General features: G+C 56.9%; 16 protein-coding genes. 10 read left to right on the forward strand and 6 right to left on the reverse strand.

Features of this window, described 5'->3' with window-relative positions; translation table 11 throughout:
• Positions 1–6: 6 nt before the first annotated feature.
• Positions 7–594, reverse strand: coding sequence for a hypothetical protein (locus tag FYC48_RS20830; RefSeq protein ID WP_149498732.1), 588 nt, complete (start codon positions 592–594; stop codon positions 7–9).
• Between the two features lie 430 nt (positions 595–1,024).
• Here FYC48_RS20830 and FYC48_RS20835 point away from each other — a divergent pair, with 430 nt between their 5' ends.
• Together FYC48_RS20835 and FYC48_RS20840 are read left to right on the forward strand one after the other, a co-directional pair.
• Entirely contained in the window at positions 1,025–1,798 is a 774-nt protein-coding gene (locus FYC48_RS20835) for a carbohydrate-binding family 9-like protein (protein ID WP_235034345.1), read from the forward strand.
• 209 nt (positions 1,799–2,007) lie between these two features.
• Positions 2,008–2,775 carry a class I SAM-dependent methyltransferase gene (locus tag FYC48_RS20840; protein WP_149498782.1) on the forward strand — a complete coding sequence of 256 codons (768 nt, stop codon included), beginning with the start codon at positions 2,008–2,010 and terminating at the stop codon, positions 2,773–2,775.
• Positions 2,776–2,843: 68 nt separating this feature from the next.
• On the opposite strand, the gene FYC48_RS20845 is transcribed toward FYC48_RS20840, so the two are convergent.
• Entirely contained in the window at positions 2,844–4,187 is a 1,344-nt protein-coding gene (locus FYC48_RS20845; RefSeq protein ID WP_149498734.1) for an extracellular solute-binding protein, read from the reverse strand.
• Between the two features lie 350 nt (positions 4,188–4,537).
• Between FYC48_RS20845 and xylB the strand changes: the two genes are divergently transcribed.
• Entirely contained in the window at positions 4,538–6,058 is a 1,521-nt protein-coding gene (xylB, locus tag FYC48_RS20850; protein WP_149498735.1) for a xylulokinase, read from the forward strand.
• A gap of 37 nt (positions 6,059–6,095) precedes the next feature.
• Positions 6,096–6,881, forward strand: coding sequence for an enoyl-CoA hydratase/isomerase family protein (locus FYC48_RS20855; protein ID WP_149498736.1), 786 nt, complete (start codon positions 6,096–6,098; stop codon positions 6,879–6,881).
• A gap of 215 nt (positions 6,882–7,096) precedes the next feature.
• Here the strand turns inward: FYC48_RS20855 and FYC48_RS20860 are convergent, their stop codons facing one another.
• Positions 7,097–8,107, reverse strand: a complete 1,011-nt coding sequence (locus tag FYC48_RS20860; protein ID WP_149498783.1) for a beta-ketoacyl-ACP synthase III — start codon at positions 8,105–8,107, stop codon at positions 7,097–7,099.
• Between the two features lie 386 nt (positions 8,108–8,493).
• On the opposite strand from FYC48_RS20860, the gene FYC48_RS20865 reads away from it, so the two are divergent.
• Both FYC48_RS20865 and FYC48_RS20870 read left to right on the forward strand, forming a co-directional pair.
• Complete coding sequence (locus FYC48_RS20865; protein ID WP_160149673.1) at positions 8,494–9,528, forward strand: S26 family signal peptidase; 1,035 nt, start codon at positions 8,494–8,496, stop codon at positions 9,526–9,528.
• A 51-nt stretch (positions 9,529–9,579) separates the two neighbouring features.
• Entirely contained in the window at positions 9,580–10,677 is a 1,098-nt protein-coding gene (locus FYC48_RS20870; protein WP_160149674.1) for a tetratricopeptide repeat protein, read from the forward strand.
• 221 nt (positions 10,678–10,898) lie between these two features.
• Here the strand turns inward: FYC48_RS20870 and FYC48_RS20875 are convergent, their stop codons facing one another.
• Complete coding sequence (locus tag FYC48_RS20875) at positions 10,899–12,704, reverse strand: response regulator (RefSeq protein ID WP_149498739.1); 1,806 nt, start codon at positions 12,702–12,704, stop codon at positions 10,899–10,901.
• Positions 12,705–13,971: 1,267 nt separating this feature from the next.
• On the opposite strand from FYC48_RS20875, the gene FYC48_RS20880 reads away from it, so the two are divergent.
• From FYC48_RS20880 to FYC48_RS20895, 4 genes are all read left to right on the forward strand, one after another.
• Entirely contained in the window at positions 13,972–16,152 is a 2,181-nt protein-coding gene (locus FYC48_RS20880; RefSeq protein ID WP_149498740.1) for a hypothetical protein, read from the forward strand.
• Positions 16,153–16,953: 801 nt separating this feature from the next.
• Positions 16,954–18,603 carry a putative transporter gene (locus tag FYC48_RS20885; protein ID WP_149498741.1) on the forward strand — a complete coding sequence of 550 codons (1,650 nt, stop codon included), beginning with the start codon at positions 16,954–16,956 and terminating at the stop codon, positions 18,601–18,603.
• 173 nt (positions 18,604–18,776) lie between these two features.
• A complete protein-coding gene (gene purL / locus FYC48_RS20890; protein WP_149498742.1) occupies positions 18,777–21,746 on the forward strand; it encodes a phosphoribosylformylglycinamidine synthase subunit PurL in 2,970 nt (989 codons plus the stop codon).
• On the forward strand, positions 21,743–22,756 hold the full coding sequence (locus FYC48_RS20895) for an ATP-binding protein (RefSeq protein ID WP_149498743.1): 1,014 nt from the start codon (positions 21,743–21,745) through the stop codon (positions 22,754–22,756). The genes purL and FYC48_RS20895 overlap by 4 nt, the downstream gene beginning before the upstream one ends.
• A 39-nt stretch (positions 22,757–22,795) precedes the next feature.
• Here the strand turns inward: FYC48_RS20895 and FYC48_RS20900 are convergent, their stop codons facing one another.
• Both FYC48_RS20900 and FYC48_RS20905 read right to left on the reverse strand, forming a co-directional pair.
• The gene (locus FYC48_RS20900; protein ID WP_149498784.1) at positions 22,796–23,464 is read right to left on the reverse strand and encodes a YceH family protein; all 669 of its coding nucleotides are present in this window, start codon (positions 23,462–23,464) and stop codon (positions 22,796–22,798) included.
• 206 nt (positions 23,465–23,670) lie between these two features.
• Positions 23,671–25,095: a RecQ family ATP-dependent DNA helicase gene (locus tag FYC48_RS20905; protein WP_149498744.1), complete on the reverse strand. Its 1,425-nt coding sequence runs from the start codon at positions 25,093–25,095 to the stop codon at positions 23,671–23,673.
• Positions 25,096–25,330 lie beyond the last annotated feature (235 nt).

A 25,330-nucleotide genomic window follows, 5' to 3' on the forward strand; every position in this document is an offset into this window, starting at 1 on the left:
ATACGCTCACTGCGAAGGCGAGGCCTTGGCAGTGACTAACGTATTGATTGCGTGTTGGACTGCGCCGATGAGTTTCTTCATCGCATTGATTGAAAACTGGTAACGGTCATCACTGTCGTCTGACTTGTTCCCGAGGACAACGACTTGCGACTTGGGCGACTCCTTTTCGAGTGAGAGGGTCCAATTCATGTCTTTGATCATCGTCTTAAGCGAGACCTTGGATTCCGCGTCTTGCTTTTTCTTGGTTAATTTCTCGGCTGCTTTGACAAAGGCCTTCGCCTGTTCGACGTTCATCATGACGATGCCGCCGGCGACGGGTTTCGTTTCGCCAATTTCGAGCGGAACCATTAACGACACACCGACCGATGGATCCATACCTTCGTATTGGTTCGCATTGACATGCGTGTAGCCGGTCCGCTTGGTACCTTGATGGACAAAGGGAGAGGGGTCTCCAATCCAAGTCCGGTTCCCGATCACGACCGACTTCAAAGCTGGATCAAAAGTCGAGTCATTCGGATCCCATTGGGCTGACACCGTTGCGGTCGAAAGTACGACCAAGAGGGCGACGCAACAAGCGAGTCGAGAATTGATCATGAGCAGATTGCATGTGTGAGAGTATCAAAAAGACAATACAGAGCATTGCGGAATCGTAAAACGTTAGTCGCGCATCGCCGCTCCGGCAACCTTCTCCCACTCCCTGAGGCGGCTTGGATTGATCGGGGCGGGAGTTGTTGGTGCTGGTATTTCGAGTCGGCGTTTTTCAAACCACCGGCTAGTGCTTCGTTTAGAGCCAACCTTCGGTTTCGGCTCAGCAGCCGTCTACCGCTCGCACCAGATTGCACGGAAACCGTGGCGAACGCCTATCGACGAGTCCTGATTCCAGAGGTTGACGACATGCGAGCGTTCATCAACCGTTCTCCGAGTTTACGCCCCGAACGATCCGGCTCCGCACACCAGGGAGTCGATTCGATACGATGGGGGCTGGTTGTAGTTTCTTCTTTGCCTCTCTGCCGTGACGCTATCCATGATCAATCTCCGTGACCTACCGGCGCGATTGAGTTTTCCCTCGCCCACTTTGCTTGTTTTTGCTCTCGCGTTCTTCGCTGTTCTGATGAGCAATTACCGGACGCTTTTGGCTGCCGAGTCGGATCGTCCGAGCATGACGGTCAATCGCTGCGACGATTTCGAAATCACCGGCCTCGGTGACAACGACGCCTGGAGAGCTGCGGACTGGGTATCGCTTCGCCGCCGCGACGGTGGCACCGCTGATTACACCGCGCGAATCAAGATGCTGTACTCGGCATCTGGTGTGTACGTGCTTTTCGATGGTACCGACAAGAAACTAACCGCGACGATGAAGGAGGACTTCCTAGATCTGTGGAATGAAGATGTCTATGAGTTCTTCTTTTGGCCTGACGAGGATCATACCGTTTACTTTGAATACGAGATTTCACCGCTGGGCTACGAACTTCCCATCCTCGTCCCCAAACTTGACGGACAGTTCCTGGGCTGGCGTCCCTGGCATTATGAGGGTGATCGCAAGATTAAAAAGAAAGTCACCGTACGTGACGGCAAGTCTGAATCGATGGCAACGGTGAGCGGCTGGAGCGCCGAGGTCTTCCTCCCGTACGCGTTGCTTAAACCACTACAAAATGTTCCGCCAAAATCGGGGACAACTTGGCGAGCCAATTTTTACCGCGTCGACTATGACGCAAAACCTTCAACGTCATGGGACTGGGCACGTGTCGGTAAGAGCTTCCATGACATCGACAACTTCGGCACACTTCGATTCGAGTAGCACGGAAACGCCGGCTTCGGTCATGCTGGCGTGGTCGCAAGTGCAAGCAGATGCGGACTTGGTATATTTCCCTGAAACACCAAAGGGATTGCCTCGACCAATCCTGCCATCAACTTGTTTGTAGTGGACGCATCGTGGATCAGCAATCTTCACCCCCCTCCGGCGCCGACGCATCGGTTCTTGATGCGAATCGTCGCGTCTATGATCGGATGGCGGCGGCCGGTGATCCATTGTGCCGGCCGGCAACGGAAGAGGAGCTCGCCGACCCGCTGTCCGTCGTCGACCGAGCGGGCTGGTTAGGTGGAAACATCAAGGGCAAGCATGTTTTATGCCTAGCCGCCGGCGGGGGTCGACAGAGTTCATTGTATGCCGCCGCCGGTGGGTTGGTTACCGTCGTTGATCTGAGCGGTGCGATGCTGGAGCTTGATCGGCAAGTCGCCGCCCAACGTGGCTTTTCGCTTCGGATCCTTCAAACATCGATGGAGGATCTCTCTGGGCTTGCCGATGCGTCGTTTGATGTGATCATCCATCCGGTCAGCACGTGCTACGTTCCCGATGTCGCCCCGGTCTTCCGCGAAGTCGCGAGGGTCGCCAAGGCCGGGGCCATATACATCAGCCAGCACAAGCAACCGACCAGTCTACAGGCCGCGTACGAACGGAATGCCGAGGGGTATTCCGTTCGCCACACGTACTATCGTGATCGCCCGGTCCCGCCGCCCGATCGACCGACATCCAGTTCGCGGCGTTTGCGTGAATCGGGCGCCGTGGAGTACTTGCATCGCTGGGAGCAACTTGTAGGCGGAATCTGTCGCGCGGGATTTGTGATCGAAGACTTGGTTGAACCCAAGCATGCCAAACCGGATGCGTCGCTGAATAGCTTCGCCGATCGTGCGAGCTTCATTGCACCCTATGTTCGTATCAAGGCCCGGCGCAGCGGGAACCTTGGTCAAGCGACACCAAAGCTGCTTTTGCTTTAGTTGTCACATGCGGGTTGGCATTGCCGATTGGCGAGTGATCGATGCCGGATGAATCCGCCAACACACCACTAAACGTCTAATTTTTTCCACGCGACGAGTTGTTTGTCGCGGCCGAGCTTTTCGGTAATTTGGCTCCAGGCGTCGGCGACGTTCTTGAGAGCCTGCGCCGGCGTTCGTTCACTTGCCAAACAGCTTCGTACCTCTTGATCCAAGACGTCGTAGTATCGCATCCCGCCCGGAATCCAAGGTCCTGGTACGACACGTGATGTCTTTAGTTGGTCGACAACCCAACGGTCATAGCCGTTCCCACCGCCGGTTGCCTGTTGCGACTCGATCGGCTCGCGAGTGACACCGATTGCAACCGTTTGCCGTAACGCCCCCGATTGCGGCGCGCCACCGGAAAGCCAACCGATAAATCGACGCGACGCTTCGGTCTGCCGGCAACCGGTACTCACACAAGCAAGTCGCGTTTGTGGCCCAAGCCAAACCCGTTCTGTTTCGGTCTCATTGGGGCACGCCGTAGCACTGATGTCGAACACTTCCTTCGCCGCATCGCCATCGGACAGGGATTCGGTCGGCGGTGCGACGAAACCGATGCCGCCTTGCAGTACTCCATTACGGATTTGATTGTAGATTCCGCCTGGCGTCATTTCGGTCGACGCATAGACCTTTGCGGTGTCAACCAAACCTTGCAGCGCATCGATGTACCGAGGCTGATCGATGCTTGGTTTCAGCGTCAGGCGATCGAATAGCCAGCCCCGGTCAAATTGCAACGCACAGCGATTAAAAAACGAATGGGCAGCCCAACCCTCGGCCAACGGTTCAGCGGTTTTTCCGTTTAGGTCCGCGGCCCACTGGGCATGGTCAGCCCAGGTTTTCAATTCCAAGTCTGGGTCGAGCGAAAGCACGGCCAATGGTTTGGCGCCGACCGCGACCCCCCAACGAAGACCATCGAAACGTCCGGAAGAGTTTTCGATCGCGGAGAACGAACGACCGTACCGCGAATCGATCTCATCGAAGACATCGTCGTTGATATCGACGATTGCTTCGTCATTGATCAACCTTCCCAGCAACGCTTGCGAGACAACTGCGACGTCACTGAGTTGAACTTGCTGAACGATCGCTGAGATTTGATCGGACTTTGCGCTGTCAACACTTGAGACTTCGATCGGCTGCTCGGCTGCGGCTCCATACGCACGTCGGATCCGTTCTGCGTCGTCGGTGCCGCCGTCGAAAACAATTCGCAGCGGAACGTTGCTCGGGGCGGGAGTGGATGATCTTTCTTCAGGGACCGACTCGGAACGATCACATCCGAATAGGGCAAGCGAAGAAAGAATCCCCAAAGCGGTACGCCGCGGGACCGGAATGCGGGCGTCATTGGGGCGTTGACTTCCGTGAGCAATGCTTGACATCAGGTCGAAGGTGAATCGAGGTGGTGTGGGCTGCGTCAGCCATATCAAAGCAGGAGGGGCATGGTCCGATCGAGCGGGTCCCCAACGATCGACTTCAAACGTTTTTGCTTGAACGCTGACGATGTAATATATCTCCGCCGACCGACATCATTTTGGGAAAACAATTCGGATCGCGGCATCGCGAAATGACGATACAGCATCGGCCTCGGTACGATACGCAGTCCCCGCGATTCCGGTTCACCGCTTGGTCAAGATGCCGGGGGTGCGTTGCCGAAACCAATGCATACGGTTTTGGTCGGCGGTTATTGTCAACGCAATTTTCCTTTTCCCCTTTTTGAATTTTCTTCATCATGAGTCACTACTTAGGAATTGATGTCGGTACCAGCGGAACAAAAACGTTGTTGATCGACGAGAATGGTGCGTTGCTCGCCGAAGCAGACGCGACTTATCCGATGGAGCAACCCAAACCGGGATGGACACAGCAAGACCCCGATGATTGGTGGGCGGCAACGATCAAGACCGTACACACGGTGATGAAGAAGGCAAAGCTAAAACCACAGGACGTCAAGGCAATCGGCCTGAGCGGCCAAATGCATGGCAGCGTGTTCTTGGATGCAAAGAACAACGTCATCCGACCGGCGCTTCTGTGGAACGACCAACGCACGGCCGCCGAGTGCGATGAAATCACGGCCGCCGCCGGCGGGCGCAAGCGACTGATCAAGATGGTCGCCAACCCAGCACTCACCGGCTTTCAAGCTCCAAAGATTCTCTGGCTTCGTAACAACGAACCGAAGAACTATGACCGGCTCGCGAAAGTGCTGCTCCCAAAAGACGAAATCCGTCGGCGAATGACGGGGGAGTTCTTTAGTGAAGTGAGCGATGCCAGCGGCACGCTATTGTTGGACGTTGTGAAACGTAAGTGGTCGAAGAATTTACTGTCGAAGCTGCAACTCGATGATAGCCTATTGCCCGAGGTTGTTGAGAGTGAACAAGTCACCGGGACATTGACTCAAGCGGCCGCGACGGCACTCGGTTTGACGACAGACTGCAAAGTCGTCGGTGGCGCGGGCGATTGTGCCGCCGGTGCGGTCGGCAATGGCGTGGTCAAGAAAGGAATCCTCAGCACGTCGATCGGAACCAGCGGCGTAATGTTCGTTCACAGTGACGAACCACAATACGATGCGAGCGGTCGCCTGCATACGTTCTGCCATGCAGTCAACGGTGCGTGGCACATGATGGGAGTCAACTTGACCAGCGGCGGGTCGCTACAGTGGTGGGTTGAATCGGTCTTGCAAGGCCTGGCGGGAATCGGCGACGGGGATGCCTATGCCGCCGCCACGGCCGAAGCACAGCAGATCGACGCGGGTAGCGGAGGCTTGCTGTTTTTGCCTTACCTGAACGGCGAGCGCACACCGCACGCTGATCCCCAAGCACGCGGCTCCTTCGTCGGCCTGAACCTAACCCACACGCGCGGCGCGATGACCCGAAGCGTGATGGAAGGGATCACGTTTGCACTTCGTGATAGCCTAGAGATCATCGAGTCACTCGGCGTTCCCGTTCGTGAGATCCGAGCGTCGGGTGGAGGCAGCAAGAACCCATTCTGGCGACAGATGCAGGCGGATGTCTTTGGTAAGAAGATCACGACGTTAAAAGTCGAGCAAGGTCCGGCATACGGAGTCGCACTGCTGGCCGCCGTCGGCGATGGTGCGTTTAAAAACATTCAGTCGGCATGCAAGGCGACCATCGAAAAAGCAGACGCGACGGGCGTCAATCGCAAAGATGCGGCGAGCTACAACAAGCTATTCCCGGTCTACCAAAAACTGTACCGTGACCTCGCCGATTCGATGCACACGCTGGCCGAGTTGCAATAACCCCACCCGACGACTGATCAGAGGAGAAGACGATCCCATGGAACAAGTCGACATCAAAGTCAATGAAAATGTGGCGACGATCGTGATCGATCGGCCCGAAGTTCATAACGCGCTCAACGCGTCACTCGTTCATCAGTTGACCGAAGCGTTTGGCGATATCCATCAGGAGAAACGGGTCACGGCAGTTGTCTTGACCGGAAAAGGCGATCACTTCTGCAGCGGCGTCGACTTGAAGGACTTTGCAAAAATCTCTGTCAAAGAACCGATCGATGCAATGCCCGAATGGCTGGAAGCGTGGCAGCAGTTGACCGAGCTTTGCGAGACGCTGTTGCGATTTCCCAAACCCGTGATCGCGGCTGTCGATGGCGGTGCGATCGGGGCAGGGCTGGCCGTCGCACTCTCATGTGACTTGCTGGTGATGTCAAAGCGTGCGGAACTGATCGCTAACGCCGCCCAACGTGGATTGATCGGTGGCCTCACGGCACCGCTACTGGAGTTCCGGATCGGCAGCGCGATCGCATCGCGAATGCTGCTGACCGGAGAACCGATGCGAGCCGAAGAAGCATTCACGCGTGGATTGTGTTGCCAGGTGACCGATGCGGATCAGGTCTGGGTCACGGCCAACGATTGGGCCAAGCGATGCGGGCAGGCACCTCGCGAATCGATCCAAGCAACCAAGCGAATGCTGAACGAATCGATCGGCGAAACTCTACTGACAAACTTGGCCGCCGGTGCGGCCAGCGGCGCTACACTATGCAGCACCGATTCGGCCGCCGAAGGGATTTCGGCATTCGTCGAAAAACGCGCCCCCCAATGGCCCTAATCTTGCGCCTAGCATCGGAAACCCGGTTTACCGAAACGGCACGAGCACTCTGTCTGGACAAAATGTTCGCGTTTGACTCATCAGCCGACGGGTGTTAGCTCCGGTTTTGCACCGAAACCGTCGCTAACGCCATTCGGCTAACCCTAATTTCAGAAGTTGACGAAGCACTAGCCACGGTTGCTCAGTGACACTCAAGGTTCCGATCGGCCAAACCCCTAATACCGAATCAGCGCCGTTCCCCAGGCCAAGCCGCTTCCGAAGCCGCATAGCAACACGTAGTCACCGCGATTAATCCGCCCGTCCTCGAAGGCCTCGTCGAGAGCAAGCGGGATGCTGGCACCGGAAGTATTGCCGTAGCGATCCAAGTTCACCAGGACCTTGTCGGCGGTCACACCGAGGTCCGAGACGGCTGAATCAATGATTCGCTGGTTGGCTTGGTGCAGAACGACGAGCCCTAATTCACTGGCATCCACGCCGGCGGCATGGAGCACGTCCTTCGCGCTTTCGGCGAACACCCGAACCGCCCATTTGAAAACATTGCGGCCGTCCATCTGCAGGTACTGCAGCCCTTCTTCCTTTGCCCGGTCGGTCAATGCCATCCGTGTACCGCCGGCGGGAATACAAAGCATTTCGCCTCCGCAACCTTCACTGCCCAGTTGGTACGAGAGGATGCCTGCCGGTCCGCTGCCTTCGCTCACCGAGTCACCGTGGTCATCGGGGCCAACGATGACCGCACCGGCTCCGTCACCGAACAGCGGAAACGTCTTTTTGTCATTCGGATCGATCAGCCGACTCATCAAATCCGCACCGACGACAAGAACCCGCTTCGCATTTCCGTTGGCGACAAACTGAGCCGCTGTTGTTAGCGCGTACATGAATCCGGCACAGGCGGCCCCGACATCCATTGCCGGGGCGAAGGCCCCAAGGCGCCGTTGAAGGTGACAAGCGGTCGAGGGGGTGAAGTGATCGGGCGTGATCGTCGCGACCAAAATCAGGTCAATGTCTTCGATCGCTACCGATGCGTTCTCCAAACATCGTGTCGCGGCTTCGTAGCACAGGTCGCTGGTGGCCTGGTCTTCGGTTGCATGCCGGCGTTCCAAAATTCCGGTACGCCGCACAATCCACTCGCTGTCGCACCCGAGTTCGGCGAGATCATCGTTGGTCACAACGTTGTCGGGGACGAACGATCCTGACCCCAGAATGCGGACGCCGGGAACCATTCCCATCCTGCCACGTGTCGATTTCTCTTCTGGGGTCGGGCGATTTTCCTCGCTTGCGTCGGTCTCGTTCACCGAGTTGGATTTGCTATTGGCGGGGGTTTGGTGAAGGAGGGTGGATTGATCTCGCATCAGGCAGTTTGATTCCAAGGCAACATTCGAATGGCAGCCGACGAGGAGACGCGTCTGCGTGGAATAGGACGTCAGTGATCGAAATGGTCTGAAAAGATTCTCGTACAATCAAGAATCGCGTCATTCGACCGCCACGGACATCAATCCAGAGTATAACGAGAGGTCCGGCCGAACGTCAGCCGAATCGCCATTGCTCGGTAATCCCCGTCGAACCCCGCCCCGCAAAGGCGGATTGTCTTCCCCTCTTGCCCGATCCTGCAACGTTGTCCAAGCGGTTTCTTTCCTCACGAATCGCAAAGATGCTGGTCGGTTGCGGCGGTGTGGCGTTGCTGCTTGTTTCAGCATTGCTGGGTTTTCGGCTCGGCAGTGATGCCGGGGTCGCCGAGCATCAGGGCACCGCCAGATCCGACATCGGTCGCAGAAATCGAACCGTCGATCCGCACCAGCGAACGACCAGGCGCCAATCCAAGTTCCTGGTCCGAGGCCGTTCGATGCTCCCCACACTGTCCGAAGGCCAGGTTTGTGACGTCATGCTATCAGATCAGGAGACGCTGCCGCTCAGGCGAGGTGATTTGGTGGCGGTCCGCTTTGCCGACGGTAATCATGTTAAGCGGCTTGCCGGAATTCCCGGTGACCGCATTGAACTGCAACAAGGCAGATTGAGTTTCAACGGCAACCGACTGGAAGACTGGATCGCGAATGCTACGATCGCGATCCCACCAGCCATGGTGGAGGTCCCGAGCAACCCAGGGGATTGGAGGCGATCCAAAGAAGGCAGCTGGATCGTCTATCACCACCGTGATCCCTACCGAGACGATCAACCTGGCCTGGTTCACGATGACTATCCGATGAACGTCGACGTTAAACGCGGGCTCAACCCTGTCGATCGGCTCGCGATCGAATTTAAATCGCCATCTCGGCGGCGGGTACTGTTTTCCATCGGTGGTGAGGTGTTGGCAACCCTTGTGGCCGGCGGAACTGCACGTTCACGCGATGGCGCCCCCAACCTGCAGCCAGATGGAAAGAAAGCGATCCCGCCGGAACTTACCGACGTACACCCGATCGCGGTCGAGTTAACACCGGGAGAGTCCATCAATGAACTCACCCAAAACCTGCGAGTGGTACGCGAGATTGAATTTCGAGACGACGTTCGGAGACGGAAGGCTCGTTATCCGATCAGACTCGGTGCGGACCAGTATTTTGTCTTGGGCGACAACGTCCCCGTCTCTGTCGATAGCCGGGAAATCGGGCCGTTGCCGAGGTCGGCAATCCTTGGACGCGTGGTCTCTTGTCGGTGATTCTTCGTTGACAATCTTGATTAGTGCTTCGTCAATCTCTGAAATCACCCGATGCGGCGGTGGCCGATCTTGACGAACCTACTGCGAATTGCCTATCGCAATCGCATGATGGGTATGACGACAACATTTCGAAAGATCTTGCTGATCGCGTGTTTCACGGCATGCGTCGGGTGCCGGGTCACGGCTCCGGTCCATCGCTGGGTTCCGCCTGTGCTCGATTCGGCAGTCGACCAAAGTGTACTGCTGTCTGAAATCGTTGGGCCACCACAAGTGGTCGCGTCGCTTGAGGAGCGTTTACTCGATGCGGTCCCACGCGATGCCGGACGCCGTTTCGATTTAATCAGCATCGATCGCTTGCAAGAACAATCCCAGGCCGAATCACCGACTGGGCCAATCGCCCTGGTGGCTCATCAAGAAAGCGTGCCAAGTGATGTGTCCTTGATCCCGTTGGCGAAGCAACAGGGAATCAAATACCTGCTCCGTGGTGAGGTACTTCCGCAGCCCGGGCCGGTCCCGATCGCGAACGCCAACGAACGCCTCGCGGTCTCTTGGTGTTTGACACCGATCGACGAAGCCGCCTCACAGGGCCAGCTCACGAGTTCGGCTGACGGCAACACCAAGTCGGCGGCATCGCCGGCTCAGCAGCAGATGGGCATTCCCCTTGTGATCACACTGGAATCGGCGATCGAAAAGTATCCCGACCTGGGGTTGGTGTCTGACAAGCAGACCGCGCTCGAAATAGCGATGGTGCGTGAGACCTTGCCGTTGCTTTCGCCTTCCATCCGTCGCGATCGTGTACGGCTGGATCAGCCAATCTGGCTCCTCGGAAGCTCGCACGTCCATCGCGGAAATCGCTTCGCCGCGACCGGACGATGGCAGGAAGCCGAGCGAGAATGGCGAACGGCGTTGCGTTGGAACCCGCTATCAACGGCGGCAATGCACAACCTTGCAATTGCGAATGTTGCCAAGCAAGATTTTTCTGCGGCGAGGAAGTACGCACGCAAATCAATTCGATTTGGCCCAACGAAACGGCATCAGCGTACCGCAGTTTGGGTTGAAAAATCTCAACGCGACTATCACGAAGCATTCGAGTTGGCCGACCCCGCCGAAGGCTGGATGGTCACGCGTTCCACCGGTCAAGACGGCTAGCGTCTAATCGACAAGGGCAATGCGGCGGAACCGACCAAGAGCTTGTCGATTTAGCGATGCTCACCGCACTTCTGAGTAACCCATTGAGCCGTCATCTAGACTTGGCGTACGTTGTTCGCTGCAGAGGTTCGCTGCAGAGGTTCGCTGCAGAGGTTCGGCGGCAGAAAGCCTGAGCGTTCTCCACGAAGGTGTGAACCTTCGCTATCAACCGGGACGTCACACTAGTTGCTTTCGCTATCGTCAGCGTCTTCCGGCGTCGCGCCGTAGGCTTCAAGGACCGTTTTGACCACATCGATCAATTGGTCCAGCCGGAAGGGTTTGTAAAGTCTCGCCTTGGGATGCAATCCATTCTGCAATGCGTTGACGATCGAGTGTCCGGGATCGTACCCAAATCCGGTCATTAGGATCATCGGAACGGGGTCAATCAGTTCCTTCAAACGCATCATCAATTGGAACCCGCTGTACTCGGGTAACTTGATGTCGCTAATGATGACGTCGTATTTATTTTCGTCCCCGGCGTCGCGAACCATTGGCACCGCCTGAACGGCACCGCGGGCGGTTTCGACGATACAGCCGTAACGTTCGAGCAACCGGTGGGCGTCTTCACGGACCGTGGCGTCCTCATCGACGACAAGGATACGCTTGTCGCGAAGCAGTGCGTGTTCGTTCGGCGAGATGCCAGGCGGAACCGCTTCCAAAGGCGTCATCCGCTGACCGATCTGCTGGATCGTTTGCTTGATGTCGCGGGCATTTTTCAGGATGCGACGAATCCGATCGACCATCTCGGGTGAGTGCCCGATATAGTCTTCCATCACATTGACGGCGTCGTTCAAAATTTCGTCGACCGGCATCGCGACCGCGCTGTGAATCGCGTTGCAACTTTGCTGAGCCGTATCGGCTTTTTGAGCGACCAACAACTCAAGCGTATTGAGTGCGTAGCTGATGTCGCGGGCAAAGATCTCCAAGAACTGCAAATCGCTCTCGGTGAACGCGGCAATCTGAGGGCTTTCGACGTTGATCGTGCCGAGCACTTGATCGTTAAGAATCAACGGCACGGTCAGTGAACTGCGTGAGTTGGCGACTCCGGGAATGAACAACGGATCGTTGATCACGTCATAACACAAGTAGCTCGTGCCGCTCGACGCGGCGTAGCCGGTGATGCCATTGCCGTGTGGATGGGCGTAAAGCTGCCGATCGGCGGCTTCCTGGTCGATTCCGACGCTCAGCAACGGCAGCAGGTAGCCGGTGGCTTGCTCGAGCAAACGGATCTCGATGACATCGAAGTTCAGCAAATCCTGCAGGTAGTGCCGGATGTTGTCCTTGAGCAACTCAATCCGCTCATCGACACCCATCTGGAAAATTTCGCTCGGCCGCAAGTCGGCCAACTCTCGCCCGGCGCGGTGAATCGCGGCGAGTTTTTGCTGCTGAAGGATTTCTTCGGTGATGTCGCCGACTGTGATCACAAGCTGAGTCGGCGGCGACTGATCGCCGACCGGCGCGGCGCGAACCTGATAGTAATGCCCGCTTTCGGTTTGAAACGTTCCGCTGCTTTCTTCGCCCGTCGTGAACGCGGTGTGAAACGGACAAAGGTCAGACCCCAGAATTTCGGGGTTGCCCATCATTTCATAAATCGTATCGCCGACCGGATCGCTCTCAACCTTGTCAAACCAGCGACGCAGCCGGCGGTTGGCCCAGAGGACGCGATTTTTCTGATCCAGAAGCGCGGCACCTTCGGGAAAGTCGCGCAGCATCAGGCCGCTTTGACAAAGGCCGCGGAGTTCGCCGAGTTCGGGTAACAGATCTCGCGCGATCCACACGCCTTCGATGCTCTGGTCGGACAATTGGTCCAGCACCGTTGCGGAAGAATCAAGCAACAGGACATCGTCTTCGACGTAGTCGCGCGGCAAACTGGAAAGCTCTCCCACACAGATCAGTCGCTTTTTTCCAGCTCCTGTCTCTGCAGGTCTAGACTGGTCTCCTTGGCTGATTTCATTTACAGCATCAAAGGAGGAAGTCGACTGAGTCATTGAAGACGCCTCTGACCACGCGACACAACGTATGGAGCAAAGGGGATCTCGCGAGCCCGCCTGCTCGGTTTGACCGATGATTTCGGATCTACTATCCACGGGTGTTCATCGGCAACCGCTCACCATGAATGATAAGAGAAAACCGATACGCTTACACCTTTCGTCCAGAGCGAATTTCACCCGAATTCCGCATCGAGGAAGAGTCTGCAATTAAGACGGCCTTGGGTCCATTCATCTGCCGCTAACAATATTTCCATCCAAACCAAAAATTTGCCTCATCTCGTCGGACCGTCCCCCACGGCCTCCCGCCGCCAGCACGAAAGCTGCAGTGTAATTAAAAACGCCCCCAAACCGGCACCTCCCCGGCGGACTCAGCGCGCGTCTGCCCGATGGTAAGAACCCGCCCCGCTGCTGAACTGTCCCGCCGCGCACCAGAAGCCTGATTAGCGGAACCACTGCTTCAGAATCACTGTTCAATCGCGGGCATCGAGGTTGTCGCTTCTTTTCAGTGCTCACCTTCTGCCTCACTCAATGCTCCCGTTCGCTACCGGTGACTCGTCTAGTACCTGGACTTAAGATTGCCCGATTGGCGCTCGCCCATGTTTCGGTGCAATAACGCAGGACCAACGCCCGCCGGCTGATGAGCCGATTCCGTATCTTTAAGTGGAACGAAGCACTAGGTTTTCGGATCGAGGAATCGCGCGAGATGTTGCCCCAGGAGGCGCGAACCAACCCGCTGCCCTCTGTGATTCGCTGCGTAACCTCTCACCGCTCGATCATTGCCTCCGAACTACCCCACCCCCTGGTGCCGAACCGGTCAACCGCTGAGCAATTTCCAACCGGTCGGCAACCGTTTCAACCGATCGGACGCGAGCGTCACCGACGAGTTTGCGCCGATGCGATTCGCCGCGATGTCGCGATCGCGTGAACTCGAGAAAAATTTTGAAACCCGCGGTGTGCCAAACAGCCGCGCCAAACCCGCTGAATATGCGGATTTGGAGAAAAAGATGATCAAATGAACGGGTTTCCATCAAGTGTTTCGCGTCTTCAGACGACACGCGTGGCCTGCGGTTTGAAGGCGGCTAATTTGCGGTTTAGGTAAAACCGCTAATTTGAGGAAAGTCGTCGCAGCGTCTTGTTGACAGTGTTTATCGCAGGTCTACATTCAAGGGGCTGGGCGGTAGCCCAGACTGCGCAGCCGTTGCATTTTCCAGAAATTCTCAACATTTGGCTCGCGAGCTGTGAAACTACTTGGAGGAATCCCTGAATGATGAAAAGTATCGTTAGAGGCGTGGTCGGCATCTGCTCGGCCCTGCTGCTCGCTGCGAACGTTTTCGCCGGATGCGGCGATTGCAGCGGCTGCGCTGCCGGCGCGGCGTGTGTTACCCCGTGTGCGGACACCGCCACGGCTGACGGTTGTGCCCCTGCCCCCGCCTATGAAGAGCGGACGGTGATGCAAAACCAGTGGGTCACCGAAACCAAAATGGTCCCGGTGACGTCTTACGAATGCCAGACGAAGACCCGTATGCGTACGGTGACCCGTCAGGTTGCGAAAGTCGAAACTCGTGAAGAAACCTACACGGTCAACGTTCCCGAAGTTCGCACCAAGACCGAATCATACAAGGTCATGGTCCCCGTTTCGTACACCGAAGAAGTTCCTTACACGGTGACGATCCCGGTGACGACCGAGGTCGAGGAAGAGTATCAAGTCTGCGTCCCTTACGTCGACCAAGTCGAAAAGACTTACGACGTCCAGGTCCCGCAAACGACCGAAGTCGAACAAGCCTACACTGTTTGCGTTCCCTACAAGGAAACCAAGCAGTACGAGGTCACGGTCCCGTACACCGAGCAAGTCCAAGAAGAGTACACGGTTCAAGTCCCGGTTCGCAAAAGCCGCACCGAGACTTACCAGGTATGCGTTCCGTACGTCGAGCAAGTCCAGAAAGAGTACCAAGTCCGAGTTCCGGTTCGCAAAACCAAGACCGTTGAGTATCAAGTTTGCGTTCCATACACCGACTACGTCACTCAGACCTACTGCGTGAAGGTGCCTTTCACCGAGCAGAAGACTTATCAGGTTCAGGTGCCCTACACCGAGACGGTCGAACAGCCTTACTCGGTCAGCGTTCCTTACACCGAAGAAGTTCAGCAAGAGTACACCGCTCAAGTTGCCTACACCGAAGAGGAACAACAAGAGTACACGGTGATGGTTCCCGTAACGGAAACCAAATCTGCGACTCGCACGATTACGAAGTGCGTTCCTGTGACCACGACACGAACGGTCACCGAGGATCACGGCAAGTATGAGTGCCAAGCGATCGCGGCCGAGTCGACCTCGTGCGGCGGCTGTGGCTCGACCGCCAGCGCCGGTTGTGGCGGATGCGGTGGCTGCGCTACCAGTTGCGGTGGCTGCGGCGGTGGAGTGGTCGGTTGTGGCACCCCATGTGCCCCGGCCGTCACGTACAAGAAGGTTTGGGTTCCCAACGTTGTGACCAAGGAAGTCCCCGTGACGACCTACGAACGTCAGACCGTCGAAGAGCCCTACACGTACACGACAACTCGCTGCGTTCCGGAAACTCGCACTCGCACCGTCAAGGTCACCAAGTGCCGCCCGGAAACTCGCACCCGTACGGTCTGCGTCACTAAGTACCGCACCGAACAACGCACTCGCCCTGTCACCCTTTGCAAAACTCGCATCGAAGACCGGACCTGCAACGTCACCAAGTACCGTACCGAAACTCGCACCCGTCAGGTTCCGGTTCGCAAGACCCGCTTGGAAACCCGCACCCGCGAAGTTCCTTACTGCGAATACGTTGTTGAGACTCGCACCGCGACTGTTCCGGTTCGCAAGACCCGCTTGGAAGATCGCACCCGCGAAGTTTCGTACTGCGAAATGGAACCACAAACCCGCACCCGCACCGTCTGCGTTCAAAAAACGCGTCAAGAGACTCGCGAGTGTGAAGTGACCAAATATCGCAATGAGACTCGCACCAAGATGGTTCCCGTGACCAAGTACGTCACCGAGACCAAAACTTGCACCGTTCCGGTTCGCAAGACTCGCTTGGAAACCCGCACCCGCAAGGTTTCCAAGACGACCTGCACGACTGAAACGCGAACTCGTGAAGTCACCAAAACGCGCATGGAAGAAGAAACCCGTGAGCGTGAAGTGCAGTACACCGTTTGCGTCCCAGAAACTCGTACCCGTAACTACAACGTCACCGTTTATGAAACCGTGACCGAAGAAGTTCCGGAAACCTATCAGGTCCGAGTCCCGGTTGAGACCATGAAGGAAGTTCAAGTACGAGTTTGCAAGCAGGTTCCGACGACCGTCAAAGTTCCTGTCTATTGCTACGGAACCTCGGCTCCTTCGGCAGCCGGTTGCAGCTCTTGTGGCGAAGCAACCGCAGCTCCGATTGCCGAAGGTGCTGGTTGCACCAACTGCGGACAGTAGTTGAGCGCGAAGCGACGCCCGAGGCTGAAGCGAAGCATCCCGCGCCGAACTTCAGAGTCAACGTTGCTTTTGCAAAGTAAAAAATGACCCAGCGGCCTTGAAGACACCACGCTTCAAGGCCGTTTTTTTATGCGCGATCGAAGACTGCGCCGATACGCTCGCGTTCTCTCCGAGCGACGAACCGGAGTTTGCGTCTAGTGCTTCGTTAATCTTTGAATTTAGGATTCGCCGCATCGCGTTAGCCACGGTTGTTGCAAGTGCTTGCTGATGCGATCGATTGCGAACCCAGTCGGAACACTTAACCGCGAGCTAACGCTCGGCGGCGGATCCAATCATTAGCCGCATCGCGTTAGCCAGGGTTGTTGCAAGTGCTTGCCGATGCAATCGATTGCGAACCCAGTCGGAACACTTAACCGGGAGCTAACGCTCGGCGGCGGATCCAATCATTAGCCGAATGGCGTTAGCCACGGTTACTGCACCGAATCCGTGGCCAACGCCATTCGGCTAACCCTGATGTCAGACGTTGGCGAAACGTGCGGCGGGAAGTTCCTCACCGACGCGTCGGCGATCCATCAGACTGATTCGTTCACTCGATAAGGGCCGAGAATCGATCGACAGAGCGGTGGTAGGGAGAGCGGTGCGGTGCTTTGCCGAACTCGCTGCCCCGCACGTTGCCCGGCGTGTTTGCTCCTGTACATTTCCGCTGGACGGAAGTTTGTGTCGACCGAGGATTGAATGAGAGCGGGGGTCGCTTCGCTTCAATCTTTGACGCGATTCATTTCGCTAGGGGGAATCAAGACCGTGTCCACGATCACCACCGCCATTTTGGTGATATCTGCCGTCGCCGTGAGCGGTCTCGCTTTCGGCAGTCTTCGCATTCGCGGTATCGGACTCGGACCTGCCGGTGTGTTGTTCTCAGGGTTGGTGTTTGCCCATTTCGGCGCAACGATCAATCCCGAAATCAATCACTTTGCTAAAGAGTTTGGCTTGATCCTGTTTGTCTTTACGATCGGAATCCAGCTCGGCCCCGGGATCATCCAGCTTTGGAAACAGCAAGGGTTGTTACTCAACGGACTCGCGCTGCTGATCGTGCTGCAAGGGTTTGCGCTCGTAGCGTTGTTTGGATACCTGCTCGGATTCCCGGCCACCGCCGTGGCGGGTCTGTTCAGCGGATCGACGACCAACACACCTTCCCTCGGTGCGGCGGAGCAAGCGGCAACGATGCTAAGCGAATCCGATAGCACGATGGACATCTCGTCATTGGCATCGGCATACGCGGTCGCCTACCCCGGCGGGATCCTTGGCATCATTGCATCGATGTTGCTGCTCAAGAAGTTTTTTAAAGTCGACTTAGATAGCGAAGTCGAACGATATGAATCGAAAAACAGCAACGGACATGAAGCCATCGAACGACGAAGCGTCATTGTCGAAAACGCGAGGCTAGATCTTGTTCCATTTGGTGAAATCCCCGGCATCGACGAAACCGGCGTCCGAATCTCACGGATTCGCCGCGCCGGTGACGACACCGTCGAAGCGGCGACCGAACAGACGCTCTTGGGCGAAGGCGATGTCGTTCAAGTGGTGGGCCCGAAAAGTGGCTTGGCAAGATTTGTACCTTTGATCGGCCGCCCCAGTGACGAAGACTTGATGCAACAATCGGGCAATGTGACTTCGCGACGAATTTATGTGACCGCGGGGCCGGTACTCAACAAAACACTCGCGACGCTCTCGCTCGACCGGTTCTACAACGTCACGATCACCCGGATCACGCGTAGTGGGGTGGAAATGGTCCCGCGAGGGACAAGCCGATTGTTCTACGGCGACATCGTGCAAGTCGTCGGGGATAACGAAAGCCTTGATCGAGTCACCGAACACCTGGGAAATTCGACTAAGTCGATGAAGGAGACGCAGTTCTCCCCCTTGTTTGTCGGCATTGCGATCGGCGTGCTCGCGGGCATGATCCCGCTATCGATCCCGGGAGTCCCGTTTCCCGTGCGGCTGGGACTTGCCGGTGGTCCGCTGATTGCCGCGATCGTGTTCAGCTTGGTTCGTAGTATCGGTACATTTGTTTGGTACATCCCCTCGTCGGCGAACCTGGCGCTTCGGGAATTGGGAATCATCCTGTTCCTTGCCTGTGCGGGACTTGGTGCGGGCGAGACCTTTGTCGAATCCGCGATGAGTTTCAACGGATTGCAGTGGATCGTCGCCGGATTGTTCATCACGATGATCCCGCTGCTGATCGCCGGGGTGCTCGCCCGCGTGGTCTGGAAACAGAACTACCTGACGATCTGTGGCGTGATTGCCGGAAGCATGACCGACCCGCCGGCGCTGGCCTTTGCCGGTTCGATGCGTGACTGCAACGCCAGCGCGACCGCCTACGCGGCGGTTTATCCGTTGACGATGATTTTGCGGATCATCGTCGCCCAGTCGCTCGTGTTTATCTTTGCCTAAAGACTGCTTGGCGACTGCGTCAGGAACTACCCGAGTGCACTAGGGCCTACCCGAGTGCGTTCGGACTCACTCTAACGGTGGAGCCCGGCCTGCCCATTACCCGAGACGCCTGATTTCGATAGACTTCCGGACAGTCATGTCACTGGTAATTCCCCTTTGGTCAGGTCACAACGATGCCACTTTGGCAAATCGACATTTTTCCCGCAGCAAACGAGATGGATCGCGAAGGCGCTCGGACGAGCGAAGAAGTCGGCGAACTCGGTCTGGGCGATCAAATCTCTGTTGTCTTCGCACGCGGCTTTTTGGTTCAAGGGGATCTCGATGCCGATCAGGCTCAGCGGCTCGCGTCGGGACTGCTTAGTGACAGCGTGACCGAACGGACAGTCGTTGCCCAAGTCGGCGAAGAATCGCTGCGGCAGCCACCGGCCGGTGCGGAAAACTATCGCCTTGTCAATGTGATGCCGAAAGCCGGCGTGATGGACCCGGTCGCCAGCAGCACGATTAACGCGGCCCGTGACATCGGCTACGAAGTCGAGTCGGTGCGGACGATGCGTAAGTACTGGATCGACGCGAGCGATGACGCCACCTTTGATTCCATCTGTCGCCGCGCACTTTCCAACGATTCGATCGAACAAGTCGTCGTCGGCCCGCTGGACATGGAAGAGCTGGAAGTCGGCAGCCACTACGAATTTGACTTGGTTCGCATTCCGATCCGATCGCTTTCCGACGAAGAACTCGAACGCCTTTCCAAAGAAGGTCAACTGTACCTGACGCTGGTCGAAATGCAGACGATCCGCGACCACTTCGTCAGCCTTGACCGAGACCCGACCGACATCGAACTGGAGACGATCGCGCAGACTTGGTCGGAACACTGCAGCCACAAAACGCTCGCCGGACGGATCCACTATCGCGGGGTCGGCGAAGACGGAACCCCCGGCGGTGACGAACGCCAGTACGACAACATGCTCAAAGAAACTGTCTTTGCGGCGACGCAGCAGATTCGAAAACAGCTTGCCGATGACGATTGGTGTGTGAGTGTTTTTAAAGACAACGCCGGTGTCGTCACCTTCAACGATCAGTACCACGCTTGCTTCAAAGTTGAAACGCACAACCACCCGTCGGCGCTTGAACCTTACGGCGGCGCCAATACCGGAATTGGCGGCGTGATCCGTGATCCGATGGGGACCGGGATGGGCGCTAAACCAGTTTGCAACACCGACGTGTTCTGCTTTGCACCGCCGGACACGTCACCGGAGGATCTGCCGCCGGGCGTGTTGCATCCGCGACGTGTGATGAAAGGCGTCGTCGCCGGGGTTCGCGATTACGGCAATCGCATGGGAATCCCGACGGTCAATGGCGCCGTGTACTTTGACCGACGCTACCTCGGTAACCCACTGGTGTACGCCGGCAACGTCGGCATGATCCCAGTCGGAATGGAAGACAAACAAGTTCACCCCGGTGACCTGATCGTTTCGCTTGGCGGACGAACCGGACGCGACGGAATCCATGGCGCAACATTCAGCAGTGCCGAGCTGACCAGCGAATCGGAGTCGCTTTCCGGTGGCGCGGTCCAAATCGGTAATGCGATCACCGAGAAGATGGTGTTGGATGTTTTGATGCAGGCCCGCGATCGTGGCTTGTACAACGCCGTGACCGACTGCGGTGCGGGCGGTTTCTCCAGTGCGGTCGGCGAAATGGGCGAAGACGTCGGTGCGGAGGTTTGGCTTGAGAAAGCGCCGCTGAAGTATGACGGACTGTCGTACACCGAAATCTGGATCTCAGAAGCTCAGGAACGCATGGTGCTGGCCGTCCCACGCGCGAAGTGGGATGAACTCCGCGAGTTGTGTGATAGCGAAGGCGTCGAGTCGGCCGTGTTGGGAGAATTCAAGCCGACCGGGCAATTGGATCTGACCTATCACGGCGAAACCGTCGGTAGCTTGAGCATGGCGTTCCTACACGACGGTCGGCCACCGGTGATCCGCGATGCGGTTTACCAACCGCCGGAAGTCAAGTCGCTTGACCAATCGACGTCGCTGTCGGCCGAGCAGCACCGCGAGTGCTTGCTAGGCGTGCTGTCCAGTTTGAACGTTGCCAGTAAGCACTGGGTGATTCGCCAGTACGATCATGAGGTTCAAGGCGGAAGCGTTGTCAAACCGTTGGTCGGTCCGCTGTGCGATGGTCCCAGCGATGCCGCCGTGGTGCGTCCATTGCTCGACAGTCAGCGAGGCCTCGTGATCTCCTGCGGCATGAACCCGCACTTCGGCGATTTTGACACCTATCACATGGCCGCTTCGGCGATCGACGAGGCGATGCGAAATGCCGTCGCCGTCGGTGCCGATCCGTCTAAGATTGCCATCCTGGACAACTTCTGTTGGGGCTACACCGATCGTCCCGAAACACTCGGGTCATTGGTCCGCGCGGCGATCGCTTGTTATGACGTCGCGATCGGATTGGGGACGCCGTTTGTCAGTGGCAAAGACAGCCTGAACAATGAATTCAGCTACACCGATGCGAGCGGAGACAAGCAAACGATTTCGATCCCGCCAAGTTTGCTGATCAGTGCCATGGGACAAATCGAAGACGTCGCGACCGCGGTGACGATGGACGCGAAAGAAGCTGGCAACGTTGTCTTCTTGGTCGGTCAAACCAAGGATGAATTCGGCGGTTCGCATTACTGCCTGGTTCGCGAACTCGAAGGCGGACAGGTGCCGGTCGTTGACGTTCCGGTGGCCAAGGCGACCTTTGCGGCCGTTCACGACGCGATTCGACAACGATTGGTCCGCAGTTGCCACGATCTTTCCGAAGGCGGCTTGGCAGTTGCGGCGGTGGAAATGGCGATGGCCGGGGGACTGGGGATGCAGCTGGATCTTGCCGCCGCCGGCAAACAGATGGCGACCGATTTGTCGGAAACGCAGTGGTTGTTCAGCGAATCGAACTCACGTTTCTTGCTCGAAGTACCGGCCGAGGCGAGCGAACCGATTGCCGAGATCTTTCGCAAGCACGGTGTCACTGCCGCACAGGTAGGTACAATAACGGCAGACGGCGTGCTGTCGGTCAAGGCAGTCGACGGCGAGTCAACCTGCTTGGAAGTCACCGTCGAAAACGCCAAACAAGCCTGGAAAAAGCCACTGGATCTTCAATGATTTCTGCCAACGTGCAATCGGAAGCGAGCACGACCTGGACTGTCGTTTTATCGAAAGGACAGTCGCGAAATCCGGTTAAACGATCGCTCGAACAAGCGATCGCCGAAGCGGCCGCCCAAATCGAGGGCGTGGCGGTCGTTGTCGTCCCCCACCTGTACGACTTGCCCAAAGGCGGCGAGTCGTTGACGACACTTGGCGAGATCGAATCGAACCTGATTGTCGCTTCCTGGATCTTTCCACGCGCCGCCCATTGGGTTCTCGATCGTAACGGCGTCCGCGGACAGTTCGTTGCCGTCGAAGACGAAGAGGAAGACGACAGCGAGGAATCGCCCGCCGCCACATCAGAATCCGATGTCGACCGAGTCACCGAGCTCTATCCGCGGCCCGATCGCGAAATCCACTGCATCGACCTTAAGACCGACGAGGACGCCGAGCACTTCATCAATCTCGTTCGCCAAATCGTCCAAGGCGAGTTAGATCCAAATTCAAATGGCGGCGAAGAACGATCGTTGCCGATCGTCGGAGGCAAGCTGGTTCAGGTCGATGAAACGACGTCGCGCCGCTGGTATCCGGTGATCGACTTCAGCCGTTGCACCAATTGCATGGAGTGCGTCGACTTTTGCTTGTTCGGTGTTTACGGAGTTGACCAAGCCGAAACGATCTTGGTCGAGCAGCCTGACAACTGCCGCAAAGGATGCCCGGCATGCAGTCGGGTCTGCCCAGAAAATGCGATCATTTTTCCCCAGCACAAAGCGCCCGCCATCGCCGGTGCCGACGTCGGCGGGGAAGAAGGATTCAAGATTGACCTTTCGAAATTGTTCGGCGCCCCCGACGGTAGCGATGACGCGATCGCGACGGCGGCTCGGGAACGTGACGAACAGCTACTGCTGTCCGGGCGCGAGGCAGTTGGGATCGACGACCAACTAAAGCGTCGCCAACAAGACATGACTCAAAAACCAAAAGATGAACTCGATGAGTTGATCGATTCGCTCGACGCACTCGATCTCTAATTCACCGGGTGTGCATCCCACCAGCCCGGGCCGTGTTTTTTATGATTCGAGCTGTTTGATCCGCTCTTCTAGCTCGTCGATACGCGACGTCACCGCGTCCAGTCGCGAAATCAGTTGATCGATCGCATCCTTTTGCTCAGCCGGAACGGCGGATGATTTCGCGGACTGCTTCTCGACACGGGCCTCCAAGTACTGACGCTCTTCGTGCGGATAGAGCTTGTGTGCGAACGTTTGGCCGCGTCCGGGAGGGCTGAGGGCCTCGACGAGGTCTTTTTCGATCAACGAATCGAGGACCGACTTGACCGCATTTAGGTCGGCTAAGTTGTACATCCGTGAGGCCCGCGTTCGAAGTTCTCCTTGCGTTTGGGGACCGCGCAGAAGCAACTCTGTGAACACCGCCGCTTGTGGATTATCCAGATTCAACCAGTCATAGGCGGCATGCCTGAACTTGTTGACTCGACCGCTGCCTTGAATCTCACGTGCCGCCCCATGCTCACGCAATTCATCCAACGCCAGCAGCACGTCGTTTTCATCGAGCGACATCTGCGGGGATCGGTTGGATTTTTGATTGCAACCACTGATCAATGCGGCCACGGTCATCGGATAGTTGTCCGGTGTCGTTTTCGCTTTTTCAACCAACACGCCCAGGACACGACGGGCATTGGCAGACAGGGGAACGATCGGGTTGGTTTCTTCGCCTTCGGACATCGGAGCAAAAATAAGAGGAATCTGATAACGGAAACGCCAGGGATGAATGCCAGCCGACGGCGCTAGCCACGGGCCATGGAGCGAGCCGAGCATGCCGTCCACGGACCTTCAAAGAACACACATCAGTGCGACGTCTCAAGTATACCCGCGTCGCGGCGAACCGGTTAGCCGCTGTGCGTCATGCGACCTTAGCAAATGCCGAATGGTCAGCCAAAGTACCGATTTAGAAACTCTTTGCGATCGCCCTCTTCGGCGGCGAATTGGACCATCGCATACAAGCGTTGTTGATCGCGGCGTTTCTTTTCCGCCAGCACATCTTCGTCCTGCAAACGCGGTGGCAAATCGGCAACCACGTCATAACACGCCGGTGGATGCGGACCGGCGACGACACCATGTCGATCAAGCATCGAGAGGGCCGTCGCCAAACGATGGTCGTACTTGCTGCGTCGCTGAAGCTGACCGTTAATCCAATCAAAGCCATAAGCATGGCACTGTTCGGGATGCTCGGCCAACAACTGATAGAGCCGAGTGTAGAACGCGGCGTCGGGGTTGGACCATTCGATGAACTGCATCTGTGTCATCAAGTCCTCCTGGGCATACATCCAAACACAACGACTGGGTGCCCCGTCGCGACCGGCGCGACCGATTTCCTGATAATAGGCTTCGATCGATCCCGGCGTTTCGGCATGCACGACGATGCGAATATCCTGCTTGTCGATTCCCATGCCAAAGGCATTGGTTGCCAGAACAAGATCACGATCGCCCGACATGAATTCATCTTGGACGTTTCGCCGGACGTGCCTCGGCAAGTCGCCGTGATAGCAGACGTGATCGATGCCTCGAGAAAGCAGGTGATCGCTGAATCGTTGCAGCGTTTTGATCAAGGAAAAGTAAACGATCACGCTGCCGCCGCCAAAGTCGGGATCCGCAACGATCGACGGCAGCTTTTCTAGCTTCTCCGACTCATCGAATACCGGCTCGACATCCAGGTGAAGATTTGGACGGTCGATGCCTTCGTGGAACAATCGAATCTCGTTGGGATCGATACCCATCTGGCGATAAATGTCTTTCCGACATTCGCTTGTCGCCGTCGCGGTCAACGCAATCGTGGTCGGCTCTCCAAGCCGCTCGCGAATTTCGGCGATTCGAGTGTAGTCGGGGCGAAAATCATGCCCCCATTGGCTGACACAGTGGGCTTCATCGATCGCCAACAAGTTGACGTCTCGTTTACCAATCGCTTCGAGAAATTCTTGCTTCCGAAAACGTTCCGGGGTGACATAAAGGATCTGGTAGTCGCCGGCGGAAAGTCGTTCGTATCGGTCCGTGCGGCGTTGGCGATCGAGTGACGAATTGATGAAGGTTGCATCAATACCACGACTGGTGAGCGACTGGGCCTGATCTTGCATGAGCGCAATCAGTGGGGAGAGCACCAGTGTTAGCGAACGCGGTTGCTGCTCGGATTGGATCAATGCCGGGATTTGATAACAGATCGACTTGCCCATTCCGGTGGGCATCACCACCATCGCATGGTTTCCGGTCAATACATGATCGATGATCGCGCCTTGGCTGGGGCGAAAGCTGTCGTAGCCGAAGTAGCGCTGAAGCTGTTGAATTGGTGTCGTGGTACTCATGGCGGCATTGTCGCGTGCGTGCGACGAAGCGAAACCCCACGGCCCCGGTGATCTGTGCCTGCGATAAGGATGCTTGCGACCGCTGTTGCAGTCCAATCAGCACTTCCTTTCCGCGGTGGGGGGGAAGCCCAGTCGGTGAATTACGCCACAGTTTTGCATCGGCGTAGAGGATCGTTCATATTGTTCACACGGTTCGGCCGTCATCGATGGCTGGATCTCATCCTAGGCTGAATCA

The sequence above is a fragment of the Roseiconus lacunae genome, assembly GCF_008312935.1.
In the GTDB taxonomy this organism is placed as follows: Bacteria; Planctomycetota; Planctomycetia; order Pirellulales; family Pirellulaceae; genus Stieleria; species Stieleria lacunae.